This is a genomic window from Geoalkalibacter sp., from assembly GCF_030604225.1.
Lineage (GTDB): Bacteria > Desulfobacterota > Desulfuromonadia > Desulfuromonadales > Geoalkalibacteraceae > Geoalkalibacter.
The window spans coordinates 1-11291 of the sequence record NZ_JAUVWH010000106.1 but is presented as its reverse complement, the minus strand read 5'-3'; the positions used below and the strand labels follow the sequence as shown (position 1 = coordinate 11291).

The window sequence follows — 11291 nt, the reverse complement described above, 5'->3', positions numbered from 1 at the left end:
CCCGATGCCGGTGCCGCCGAGGCTTTTGGAATGGGTTCCGCGATAGAAGGGATCGAAAATTCGCTCGGCCTCCTCCGGCGCCACCCCGGGGCCGTGGTCGCGTACGAAGAACCGCCGCCCGCCCTGGGGAGGTTGGTCGATTTCGATGGGGCCGCCCTGGGGACCGGTATAGCGTAGGGCATTGCCGATGAGATTGGCGAGCAGTTCGCTGAGCAGGGTGCGCGGCAGATGCAGGCGCGGCAGGGTGCCGATGCGAATTTCCAGGCCCGCCGCCTCGCGCAGGGAGCGCAGCTCCGGGAGAACCTCGGCGAGGACGGCCGCCAGGGGCACCGGATCCCCAGGGGGATCCAGACGCCCCAAGCGCGCCAGAGTCAGCAGATCCTCCATGAGGTGGAGCATGCGCCGTCCCTGGCTTTGGATCTCACCGAGAACGGTCAGGGCCTGGGCGTCCAGACACTCGGCGTATTGTTCCTGAAGAAACTCGGCATAGCCGATGATAGGCGTCAGGGGCGTGCGCAGGTCATGGGCGACGGTGGCGGCGAAGGACTCAAGCTCGCGATTGGCTTCACGCAGTTGCGCACGCTCTTCCTCAAGCTCGCGGGTGCGCTTGCGCACCTCCTGCTCGCGCTCCAGGGCATGACGCCGCAACTGCTTTTCCAGTTCCGTCATTTGGCTGATATCGACGAAGGACTCGACACCGCCGACCACTTCGCCATCGGCGCCATGCAACAGGTCGACGCTTTTCGCCAGGGTGATGCGTCGTCCGTCACGTCCCCGGATGGTGCAAGTCACCCCCGTCACCGGCTTGGGCACCTTGGAATCAAACAGGCCGCAGCGTCGTCCGCAGGGAATGCCTTCGAGAAAGGAGCAATGCCGTCCCACCGCTTCGGCGGCGGCAAAGCCGGTAATGCGCTCGGCGGCCGAATTCCAGAACACGATATGCTGGCGACGATCGACCAGAAACAAGCCGACCGGCAGGCTTTCCAGCACACCGCGCAAGGAGAGCGCCGAGAGAAAGGAACCGGGATGAACCGCCATCGCTGCCTTTGCCCGCAAAGGGTTCAGAAACTCCGCGAAGCGTGCGTGTCCCCTCCAGACCTTGGGGGCGCGCTCGCTTCAATCCAAGCTGATTCAAGCAAGATTTGCGCCGGAAGTGCCGCGCCCTTGGCGCGGGGCGCGCGCCAGGGCCGCGACCGCGACGCTCGCGGCGCCGGCATCCAACAGGGCGCGCGCGCATTCGGCGACCGTGGCGCCGGTGGTCACCACGTCGTCCACCAACAGGATTCGCCGCCCGGCGACCAGGGCATCGGCGACAAAGGCTTGGCGCAGATTGCGCCGCCGCTCGTCCCGCGACAGACGCTGCTGACTGCCGGTGTCGCGCACCCGCGCCAGGGCGCGGGCCCGCACCGGCGCGTCCAGTTCCCGGGCGAGAACGCGCGCCAGCAGCAAGGCCTGGTTGTAGGTACGCTCCCGCAAGCGGCGCGGATGCAGCGGAACCGCCACCACCATCTCTGGAGCGAAAGCGCGCAACCGCCCACCAACGCGCTGATGAATCAGCTGCCCGAGGGGGCGGTCCAGGTCCAGGCGCCCACCGAATTTGAAGCGATGCACCGCTTCGCGCAGCCCCCCTTCATGCACTCCGGCCGCCGCGACCCACAGAAAGGGCGGTTCATGCCGCTGGCAGGGCTCGCAGAGGTGATCCGTCCCACCGCGGGTAGGATAGGGCAGGGAACAGCGTGGACAACAGGGTGAGGATAAAGGTCGAAACTCTTCGCGGCAAGCCGCGCAAAGTCCCGAAGAGGAGGCAGCGAGCGCACCCAGGGGGCGCTCGCAAACAGGACAGCAGGGCGGCAGGAAGAGCCGTGCCAGACCGCCCGCCTGATTGAGCAGCCAAGTGCCCCAGGCGCCGGCCGAGGCGGGCAAGAACCGGGGCGACAAGTCAGTCCGCCAAAAGGGATTTTCCGGTCATGTCGCCGGGCACGGCCAGTCCCAGGAGCTCAAGCACCGTGGGCGCGAGATCGGCGAGGATGCCCGCGCGCAGCCGCGCGGCGCGGCGTTCGTCATCGACCAGGATCAGGGGCACGGGATTGGAGGTGTGGGCGGTGTGCGCCCCGCCCTGCCCGTCGCTCATCTGCTCGCAGTTGCCATGATCGGCGGTGATGAGCAGCGCGCCGCCCTGCTGCAGGACGGCGTCCACCACCCGCCCCACGCAGGCGTCGACGGTTTCCATGGCCGCCACCGCCGCGGGAAGAATGCCCGTGTGGCCGACCATGTCGCAGTTGGCGTAATTGAGCACGATCAGATCGTAGGTTCCTGCCTGCACCCGGTGCACCACCTCGTCCGTCACCTCGACGGCGCTCATGGCCGGTTTCAGATCATAGGTGGCGACATCGCGGGGCGAGGGGATCAGGCAGCGGTCCTCGCCCGGAAAGGGCTCCTCGTTGCCGCCGTTGAAGAAAAAGGTGACATGGGCGTACTTCTCGGTTTCGGCGATGCGCAGCTGCCGCAGGCCGGCCGCGGCGACGACCTCGCCGAGCAGATTGGTCAGCGTCTCGGGAGCAAAGGCCACGGGCAGCTCAAAGGTGGCGTCGTACTCGGTCATGCACACATAGGCCGCCAACGCCGGATGCCGCCGCCGCGCGAAGCCCGTGAAGGCGGAATCGGTGAAGGCGCGCGTCAGCTCGCGCGCCCGATCGCTGCGGAAATTGAAGAAGATGATGCCGTCGCCGTCCTCCACCGTCCCCACCGGCCGTCCGCCCTGGTGAATCACGCGCGGCTCGACGAATTCATCGCCCTGCTCGGCGCCGTAGGCCGCGCGAATCGCCTCGGCACTGCTCGCGGCCGCCTGACCGACGCCTTCGGTGAGGGCACGATAGGCGCGCTCCACCCGATCCCAGCGGTTATCGCGATCCATGGCGTAATAGCGGCCGATGACGGTGGCGACGCGGCCGCAGCCGATGCCCTCGATCTGGGTTTCCAGCTCAGCCAGATAGTCGCTGCCGCTGCGCGGCGGGGTGTCGCGTCCATCGAGGAAGGCATGCACGCAGACCCGATCGAGACCCTGCTCCTTGGCCAGCCGCAGCAACGCATGGAGATGGGTGTTGTGGGAATGGACGCCGCCGTCGGAGAGCAGGCCCATGAGATGCAGCTTGCCGCCGCCGCGGCGGACCTTGTCCAGGGCGTCGAGCAGCACCGGATTGGTGAAGAAGTCGCCGTCGGTGATGCTCTTGCTGATGCGGGTGAGATCCTGATAAACGATGCGCCCGGCGCCGATATTGAGATGCCCGACTTCCGAGTTGCCCATCTGCCCCTCGGGAAGCCCCACATCCATGCCCGAGGCGCCGATGCGCGTGTGGGGAAATGCGGCGAAGAGTTGATCGAGACGCGGCGAGCGCGCCTTGCATACGGCATTGGCGTCGCACTGGGGATTGATCCCCCAGCCGTCGAGGATCACCAGGGCCACCGGCCGTTTGCGCGCGCCGCTCATGCTCCTAGAGCCCTCCGTGGGGAATCGCGCCGCGATCCAGGGGCGTGATGGAGCCCAGATTGCTGCGGCCGCTCAGCACCAGACTGCCCCAGAGGCCGCAGGCGGTGCAGCGACTGAGCCATTCGGGATAGGTTTCGCCACAGCTTTCGCATTCAAAAGTGACCTGCAGGCGGTTATCCATACCCATGGCCAGGCGGTATTCCTCGAGGGCTTCATCGATGCGACGACGACGACGATGCACCTCGGCGGCGAGAAAATGCACCAGGGGATGGTCGGCGCCGGCGCTTTCCAGGGCGAACACATGCTCGGCGGCTTCCTCCACCAGTTCCAGACGCAGGCAGAGCCGGGCATAATACAGGCGCAGGATCACATCCGTGTCGTTCTGCGCCAGGGCGTTACGGTAGAAAGCAAGCAGGGTGGCGGGATCCTCGGCCTCCAGGTAAAGCTCCTCAAGACGCGCCAGGAAAATGCCGCGCCGCAGGCTGCGGTAGCCTTCCTGCCAGATGCGCGCGGCATCGTCCTTGCGCCCCTGCAGGCGGTTGGCATCGCCCAGGGACACCCGCGCCGGCACGAATTCGCCATCTTGGCGGATCACCTCGGTGAATTCGATCTTGGCCGGTTCGATCTGGCCGGCGGCCAGATCCATGCAGGCGATTTCGTATTTGATGTAGAGCAGCTTCTTCTTTTCCTCGGCAAGCCGCGGGCTGCCCTGGGAGACTTTGATCAGGCGCTTCTGCACGTCCAGCGCCTCGCGCCAGCGACCCTGCTTCACGGCCAGATCGCGCACCCCGCGCAGGGCCTTGCGGTTGTCCTTGTCGATGGTGAGAATTTCGCCGTAGACCTGCTCGGCCTCGGTATCCTGGCCGAGTTCCTCATAGGTTCCGGCCAGCTTGAACAGCACCTCCAGGCTGCGCGGCTCCATTTCGCGGGCCTTGAGCAGCAGGTTGATGCCCTCTTGCGGCTTGCCCTCCTGCAGATTGAGGCTGGCCATGGCGATGAGCGTGTCGCTGCGTCGCGGCTCCTGATCGAGGGCTTTCTGCAGCAGCACCCGCGCCTTTTTCAGATCCCCCGACAGCAGGCGCCCCACCCCTTCGCGATACATGGCGAAATTTTCCCGGGTTTTTTTGTCCTTGCGCTCCTTGCGCCAGTCGCGCATGCGGGTGCTGGTCAGGGCCCAGGAATAGGCGAGCAGACCAAAGATCAGGCCGATGAGAATCGCCCCCACCACCAGCACCACCGGCGAAACGGTAAAGGACTGGTCGCTGAAATAATAAAAAGTGACGGCGTCGGGGTTGAGATAGGCGAAATAAATGAAAAAAACGAGAAACAGAATGACAAGCAGCAGGAAGGACATCAGGGTCATGGCAGTCTCCCCGGGCGCGGGCCCAGATCAGGATCGGATTTCTATTCGCCGAATTTTTCCACCTCGGCTTTGCATTCTACACAATAGCGGGAAAAGGGCCGGACTTCCATGCGTCGCGGCGCGATTTCCTCGCCGCAGCGCAGGCACTCGCCGTATTCGCCTTGGGTGATGCGCTCCAGGGCCGCATCGATGTCGCGAATCAACTGACGCTGGGTTTCGCTGAGATTCATCAGTACATCGCGATTATAGGTGTTGGCGGAGATATCGCCGATGTCGCCGACGCCATCCTGTCCGAGATCGCGGCAGGCCTGCCGGGAATCCTGAACTTCCCGCAGGGTTTCGCTGCGCATTCTGAGCAGCCGCTGGCGCGCCTGCTCGACCTGGTGCTGATCCATGAAAAAACTCCCTTGCGGGGCGCGGGCCCCTCAGCGGTTGTGGTAGGGCTCGTTGCGCACGATGGTCAGGCCGCGGTAGATTTGCTCGAGCAAAAACAGCCGGGCCATCTGATGGGTAAAGGTCATATCCGAGAGGGACAGCAAAAGATCGCCGCGCTGCTTGACCCGGGCAGCCAGCCCGTAAGCCCCGCCGATCAGGAACACCATCTCGGCGGTGGCATGCACCATGTGGTGCTCCAGCAGCCGCGCAAAACCTTCCGAGGTCATGCGCCGCCCGGTTTCATCCAGGGCGACCACGAAAGCTGTCCCGGCGATTTTCGCCAGCAGTCGTTCGGCCTCGAGTTCGCGAATCCGCGCCGGGTCGGGTTTGCTTCCGCCGACCTTTTCCTCCTTGAGCTCCACGACGTCGAGGGGCAGGTAGCGCCGCACCCGCGCCGTGAAATCCTCCACCCCGGCTCGCAGGGCGGCATCGCTCATGCGCCCGACGCACAGCAGCCGGAGCTTCACCGCGCGTCGGCCTTGCGCTCCCAGTGGTACTCGGCGGGGATCTCCAACTCGGGCGCCTCGCGCCACAGCCCGTCCAGATCGTAGAAGTCGCGCACCGTCGGCTGAAACACATGGACCATGACATCGCCGTAGTCGATGAGCACCCAGCGGCCCTCGTTCATGCCTTCCACGGCCAGGGGCAGGCTCTGGTGTTCCTGCTTCAGGCCGAGGCGCACGCCTTCGGCAATGGCCTGTACCTGCCGGTCGGAGCGGCCCGTGGCAATCAGCAGATAATCCGTGAGCGACGAGAGTTTGCGCACGTCCAGAAGACGCACGTCGGACGCTTTTTTTTCCAGGGCATGGGCGGCACAGAGCAGCGCCCGCTTGTCGGATTGCAAAATTCAAGACCTCGCAGAGCCCCGGTAGAGGGCGTGTTGATTGAGATAGGTTTCCACCGCCGCCGGCACCAGGTAGCGTACCGAACGGCCCGCCGCGACCAGCTGGCGGATCCGGGTCGAGGAAATGTCGAGAAACGTTTCTTCGAGAAAAATAACTGAAAATCCCGAGCGGTGCATGAGCCTTTGGGCGGCGCCATCATAACAGAACTGATCCGCCACCGCAACCGGCAGCAACGCCGGGGGCGGCCCGCCGGAGCTGCCCGGCCGGGCCGTCACCACGATATGGCAGAGCTCGAAGAGCCGCGCGTATTCGTACCAGGTCGCGATCTCGCGAAAGGAGTCCATGCCCATGATGAAGAAGAATTCTTCCCCGGGGGACTCCCGGCGCAGGATATCGAGGGTATCCACCGAGTAGCTCTTGCCGCCGCGTCGGTTCTCCAGATCGCTGGCGACAAAGGCGGGATTATCGGCGATGGCCGCCCGCACCATGGCCAGACGATGCCGGAAGACCACCTCGCCGCTTAGGGCCTTGTGCGGCGGAGTCGCCGCCGGAAGAAACAGCACCCGGTCGAGCCCGCAGGCTTCGCGCACCTCCTCGGCGATGCGCAGATGCGCCAGGTGAATGGGATTGAAGGTGCCGCCGAGAATGCCGGTCTTCATAAGGTCACAGGGCGCGGCAGGCTGCGCCCTAGGCGCGGATCTGGCCGTCGCCGAGAACGATGAACTTGCGCGTGGTCAGATCCTCCAGGCCCATGGGTCCGAAGGAATGCAACTTGGTGGTGGAGATGCCGATTTCGGCGCCCAGACCGAACTGGTTGCCGTCGGAAAAACGCGATGAGGCATTGACCATCACCACGCTCGAATTGACCTCGCGCAGAAAGCGCTGGCTGTTGCGATAGTCGCGGGTGAGGATCACCTCGGTGTGCAGCGAGCCGTAGCGGTCAATATGGGCAATGGCCTCGTCGAGATTGTCCACCACCCGCACCGCGAGGATCAGATCGAGAAACTCGGCGCCCCAGTCCTCCTCGGTGGCCGCCTTGACCTCGGGAGCGAACGCGCGGGTGATGGGACAGCCGCGCAGCTCCACGCCCTGGGCGCGCAGCGCCTGGGCGATACGCGGCACGAAGGTTTCGGCGATGTCCTTGTGGATGAGCAGGGTTTCCATGGCGTTGCACACCCCGGGGCGCTGCACCTTGGCGTTGATGCAGATCTTCTCCGCCATTTCGAAATCGGCGCTGGCGTCGACGAAGGTGTGACACACCCCCTTGTAGTGCTTGATCACCGGGATGCGCGAATGCTCGGCGACGAAGCGGATCAAGCCCTCGCCGCCGCGGGGGATGATGAGATCGATGTGCTCCTCGCATTTGAGCAGTTCGAGTACCGCCTGGCGATCAGTGGTGGCAACGATCTGCACCGCCGCCTCAGGCAGGCCGAGCCTCTTCAATTCGGCCTTGAGCACCGCGCCGATGGCGGTGTTGGACCAGATGGCCTCGGAACCACCGCGCAACACCACGGCGTTACCGCTCTTGAGGCACAGGCCGGCGGCGTCGGCGGTGACGTTGGGGCGCGACTCGTAGACGATGCCGATCACCCCCAGGGGAATGCGCACCCGGCCCACCTGAATGCCGGTGGGGCGCCGCCACATGCCCGTCACCTCGCCCACCGGATCCGGCAGGGCGGCCACCTCGCGAAGCCCCTCGGCCATGGCGGCGATGCGCTTTTCATCGAGCACCAGCCGATCGATCATGGCGGGCGCCAGACCGCGTTCACGCGCGGCCGCCAAATCCTTTTCGTTGGCCTCCATGAGCGCCGGCGTCGCCGCTTCGAGGGCGGCGGCCATGCGCAGCAGCAGCTCGTTCTTGACGGCCGTGGACAGATTGGCCAGGGTGCGCGACGCCAGGCGGGCCGCGCGGGCGACTTCAAGCATCTGGTCGGCGATGGTCATGACGTAGTCCTTTCTGCTCGTGCCCCTTGGGATCAGTCCTCGTCCGCCTCGGAAGCGGCGGAGACGACCAGGTTATCGCGATGGATCACCTCGTCCCCGTATTTATAGCCGAGGGTCGCCTCGATCTCGGAACTCTTCTTGCCCATGATGCGCAACAGCTCCATGAGATTATAGCCGATGACCCCCTTGGCGAATTCAACGCCGTCGAGGTCGCAGAGACGCACCGAATCGCCGCGGTCGAAACGGCCCTCGACACCCTTGATGCCCGAGGGCAGCAGGCTCTTGCCGCCCTCCACCAGGGCGCGGCGCGCGCCTTCGTCGACAAAGATCTTGCCGCGCGGCTTCTTGGTGAAGGCGCTCCAGTGTTTCTTGGCGGCCATGCGATCACGCGCCGGCAAGAAGTAGGTGCCGACCTCTTCCCCGGCGAAGGCCCGCTCCAGCATCCCCGGCACGCGGCCGTTGACGATCAGGGTGCCGACCCCGTTGAGGGAGGCGCGGCGCGCCGCCTTGACCTTGGTCGCCATGCCGCCGGTCCCCAGGGCCGAACCTTCGCCTCCGGCCATGGCCTCGATCGCGTCGGTGACGCGCTCGACCAGGGGAATCAGGCGCGCCTCGGGGTGAGTCGCGGGATTGCGGTCGTAGAGCCCGTCCACATCCGAGAGGATCACCAGCAGATCGGCTTCCAGGAGGGTCGTCACCAGGGCGGAGAGGTTGTCGTTGTCGCCGAAGCGGATCTCCTCCACCACCACCGTGTCGTTTTCGTTGATGATCGGCGTCACGCCAAAGTCAAGGAGGGTCAGCAGGGTGTTGCGGGCGTTGAGGTAACGGCGCCGGTTGGCAAGGTCATCGCGGGTCAGCAGCACCTGGGCGGCCAGATAGCCCTGGGATTGAAAGCATTCCTTGTAGGCGCGCATCAGGCGCGGCTGGCCGATGGCGGCCGCGGCCTGCTTGAGGGGGATGGTCTGGGGCCGGCCGCTGATGCCGAGCACACCCTTGCCGGCCGCCACGGCGCCCGAGGAGACGAGGATGATTTCCAGGCCCTGGGCGCGCAGCCGACAGACCTCCTCGCTGATTGCCGCGATACGCGGCAACAGCAGGCCGTCGCCGTTGGAAATGACATTGCTGCCGATCTTGACGACGGCTCGCCGAACCCGCTTGAGAAAATTCTGGCGCATGGCGCAAGCTATCCAAACGACATGAAATTTTGTAAAAAAGAGCCGCTATCTTAGCCGGGCGCCAAGTCCGAGTCAAGGGCGGCATCCGCGGCCGCCTCCGCCGCGGCACGCCTCCGCTCATCCAGTCGGGCGCCCACCGCCGTCACCAGCTCCGCGATGCCCTCGCCGGTCACCGCCGACACGGCGAACACCGCCAGGCCGCGCTCGCGAAAATAAGCGAGATAGCGCGGCAACAGCGCGCGCACCTCGGTAACGTCGATCTTGGTCAGCACCACCATCTGGGGTTTTTGCGCCAGCTCGGCGCTGTAGCGGGCCAGCTCGCGATTGATCAGGTCGAAATGCCCCTCGGGCGTCTGCCCTTCGGGAGTGAGCAGGTCGAGGAGATGCAGGATGAGATCGGTGCGCTCCACGTGGCGCAGAAAGCGCGTCCCCAAGCCCTGGCCTTCCGCGGCGCCCTCGATAAGCCCCGGAATATCAGCCATGACGAAACTCTTGAAGCCGCCGTAGGCGACCACGCCGAGATTGGGCACCAGAGTGGTGAAGGGATAGTCGGCGATTTTCGGCCGCGCCGCCGACACCGCCGCGATCAGCGTCGACTTACCCGCGTTGGGCAGGCCCACCAGTCCAACGTCGGCCAACAGCTTGAGCTCCAGGCGCAAACTGCGTTCCTCGCCGGGGGTGCCGGGCTGGACGTGGCGCGGCGCGCGGTTGGTGCTGGTGGCAAAACGCGCGTTGCCGCGCCCCCCTTGCCCGCCCTTGAGCAGCAAACGCTGCTCGCCGGGGGTGGTCAGGTCGGCGAGCGGTTCGTCGGTTTCCGCGTCATAAACCAGAGTGCCGGGCGGCACGCGAATGATGAGACTTTCGCCGTTTTTCCCGTGCATGTTCTTGCCCATGCCGTGCCCGCCGCGCCCGGCCTTGTAGTGCACCTTGTAGCGAAAATCCATGAGCGTGGAGAGATTGGTGTCCACCAGAAAATAGACATCGCCGCCGTCGCCGCCGTCGCCGCCGTCGGGACCGCCCTTGGGGATGAATTTCTCGCGGCGGAAGGACAGGCAGCCGCGCCCGCCGTCACCGGCCTTCACGTGAATCTTGACTTCGTCGACGAAATGCATGGGATAAATCGTCCTTGGTCCTTGGTCATTTGTCCTTGGCTTCAGACAAAAAAACCGGGCCCTTGAGCTAAGAAAAAAAGCCCGGTGTCCTTTATGCGGAACCGGGCTTCCCTGTTGGATTTTGGTACGGCAATCAGGCGGCGTAGACGCTGATCTTCTTGCGATCGCGGTCCTTGCGCTCGAATTTCACCACGCCGTCGATGAGGGCGAACAGGGTATAGTCCTTGCCCACGCCGACATTGGCGCCCGGGTGAAACGTGGTGCCGCGCTGGCGGACCAGAATCGATCCGGCGGTGACCTGCTCACCACCGAAGCGCTTGACGCCGAGGCGTTTGCCGGCGCTGTCGCGGCCGTTGCGGGAACTGCCGACCCCTTTTTTATGTGCCATGGATCAACCTCCTCAAACCTTAAGCTTCAATGCCCGTGATCTTCAGGCGGGTAATGGGTTGGCGGTGCCCGTTCAACTTGCGCTGGTTCTTGCGCCGTCTCATCTTGAAGACCAGGATCTTCTTGTCCTTGTCCTGCTCGACGATCTGCGCTTTCACCTTGGCGCCCTGCAGCAGAGGTGTTCCGATTCTGACCTCTTCACCGCCGACCATGAGGACTTCGCCGAGCTCGATGGTATCGCCCACCGCGCCCGCGAGCTTCTCGACCTTCACCAGGTCGCCTTCGGAAACTTTGTACTGTTTGCCTCCGGTCTTGATAACCGCGTACATACTGACATTCACCTCGCTCTCGACTGCGTGATATTTTTTCCAGAACGCTGGAACTTATCCCAGAAACCTCCGCCTGTCAAGGAGAAATCAAAACGGAATCTCGTCGTCGGGATTGAAGGGCGGCTCCTCGAAGTCGCTGTAGCTGGGCTCTTTTTTCGGCGCACCGCCGCTCGCCGGGCGACTCTCGCCGCGCGGCGCGAAATCGCCGCGCTGG

The 11291-nt window shown here is 64.8% G+C and carries 13 protein-coding genes and 1 pseudogene; all 14 read right to left on the bottom strand.

What is annotated here, in order from left to right; translation table 11 throughout:
- The coding region (locus tag QAT43_RS11445) for a histidine kinase dimerization/phospho-acceptor domain-containing protein (RefSeq protein ID WP_305043209.1) at window positions 1–1038 on the bottom strand (1038 nt) is incomplete at its 3' end.
- 93 nt (window positions 1039–1131) lie between these two features.
- Window positions 1132–1638 (bottom strand): ComF family protein, encoded by a 507-nt coding sequence (locus tag QAT43_RS11440; protein ID WP_305043208.1) that lies wholly within the window; start codon window positions 1636–1638, stop codon window positions 1132–1134.
- A gap of 51 nt (window positions 1639–1689) precedes the next feature.
- Window positions 1690–1923, bottom strand: a pseudogene (locus tag QAT43_RS14885) (double zinc ribbon domain-containing protein); the annotation flags it as partial.
- Window positions 1924–1939: 16 nt separating this feature from the next.
- Window positions 1940–3487 (bottom strand): 2,3-bisphosphoglycerate-independent phosphoglycerate mutase, encoded by a 1548-nt coding sequence (gene gpmI / locus QAT43_RS11435; protein ID WP_305043207.1) that lies wholly within the window; start codon window positions 3485–3487, stop codon window positions 1940–1942.
- Window positions 3488–3491: 4 nt separating this feature from the next.
- Entirely contained in the window at window positions 3492–4850 is a 1359-nt protein-coding gene (locus QAT43_RS11430; protein ID WP_305043206.1) for a lipopolysaccharide assembly protein LapA domain-containing protein, read from the bottom strand.
- A gap of 41 nt (window positions 4851–4891) precedes the next feature.
- Window positions 4892–5245: a TraR/DksA family transcriptional regulator gene (locus QAT43_RS11425; RefSeq protein ID WP_305043205.1), complete on the bottom strand. Its 354-nt coding sequence runs from the start codon at window positions 5243–5245 to the stop codon at window positions 4892–4894.
- A 30-nt stretch (window positions 5246–5275) separates the two neighbouring features.
- The gene (locus QAT43_RS11420) at window positions 5276–5752 is read right to left on the bottom strand and encodes a 23S rRNA (pseudouridine(1915)-N(3))-methyltransferase RlmH (protein WP_305043204.1); all 477 of its coding nucleotides are present in this window, start codon (window positions 5750–5752) and stop codon (window positions 5276–5278) included.
- Window positions 5749–6129 (bottom strand): ribosome silencing factor, encoded by a 381-nt coding sequence (rsfS, locus tag QAT43_RS11415; RefSeq protein ID WP_305043203.1) that lies wholly within the window; start codon window positions 6127–6129, stop codon window positions 5749–5751. Before rsfS ends, QAT43_RS11420 begins: the two co-directional genes overlap by 4 nt.
- Before the next feature lie 3 nt (window positions 6130–6132).
- A complete protein-coding gene (nadD, locus tag QAT43_RS11410) occupies window positions 6133–6789 on the bottom strand; it encodes a nicotinate-nucleotide adenylyltransferase (RefSeq protein ID WP_305043202.1) in 657 nt (218 codons plus the stop codon).
- Window positions 6790–6817: 28 nt separating this feature from the next.
- Window positions 6818–8074, bottom strand: coding sequence for a glutamate-5-semialdehyde dehydrogenase (locus QAT43_RS11405; protein WP_305043201.1), 1257 nt, complete (start codon window positions 8072–8074; stop codon window positions 6818–6820).
- A gap of 32 nt (window positions 8075–8106) precedes the next feature.
- On the bottom strand, window positions 8107–9249 hold the full coding sequence (proB, locus tag QAT43_RS11400; RefSeq protein ID WP_305043200.1) for a glutamate 5-kinase: 1143 nt from the start codon (window positions 9247–9249) through the stop codon (window positions 8107–8109).
- A 50-nt stretch (window positions 9250–9299) separates the two neighbouring features.
- Window positions 9300–10361, bottom strand: coding sequence for a GTPase ObgE (gene obgE, locus QAT43_RS11395; RefSeq protein ID WP_305043199.1), 1062 nt, complete (start codon window positions 10359–10361; stop codon window positions 9300–9302).
- Window positions 10362–10494: 133 nt separating this feature from the next.
- Entirely contained in the window at window positions 10495–10749 is a 255-nt protein-coding gene (gene rpmA / locus QAT43_RS11390; RefSeq protein WP_305043198.1) for a 50S ribosomal protein L27, read from the bottom strand.
- A gap of 19 nt (window positions 10750–10768) precedes the next feature.
- Window positions 10769–11077: a 50S ribosomal protein L21 gene (gene rplU / locus QAT43_RS11385; protein WP_305043197.1), complete on the bottom strand. Its 309-nt coding sequence runs from the start codon at window positions 11075–11077 to the stop codon at window positions 10769–10771.
- Window positions 11078–11291: the final 214 nt, after the last annotated feature.

Bases quoted from the DNA above. Each gene is read 5' to 3' on its own strand.
- gpmI (WP_305043207.1), bottom strand. From the start codon at position 3,487: ATGAGCGGCGCGCGCAAACGGCCGGTGGCCCTGGTGATCCTCGACGGC.
- QAT43_RS11430 (WP_305043206.1), bottom strand. From the start codon at position 4,850: ATGACCCTGATGTCCTTCCTGCTGCTTGTCATTCTGTTTCTCGTTTTT.
- QAT43_RS11425 (WP_305043205.1), bottom strand. From the start codon at position 5,245: ATGGATCAGCACCAGGTCGAGCAGGCGCGCCAGCGGCTGCTCAGAATG.
- nadD (WP_305043202.1), bottom strand. From the start codon at position 6,789: ATGAAGACCGGCATTCTCGGCGGCACCTTCAATCCCATTCACCTGGCG.
- QAT43_RS11405 (WP_305043201.1), bottom strand. From the start codon at position 8,074: ATGACCATCGCCGACCAGATGCTTGAAGTCGCCCGCGCGGCCCGCCTG.
- proB (WP_305043200.1), bottom strand. From the start codon at position 9,249: ATGCGCCAGAATTTTCTCAAGCGGGTTCGGCGAGCCGTCGTCAAGATC.
- obgE (WP_305043199.1), bottom strand. From the start codon at position 10,361: ATGCATTTCGTCGACGAAGTCAAGATTCACGTGAAGGCCGGTGACGGC.
- rpmA (WP_305043198.1), bottom strand. From the start codon at position 10,749: ATGGCACATAAAAAAGGGGTCGGCAGTTCCCGCAACGGCCGCGACAGC.
- rplU (WP_305043197.1), bottom strand. From the start codon at position 11,077: ATGTACGCGGTTATCAAGACCGGAGGCAAACAGTACAAAGTTTCCGAA.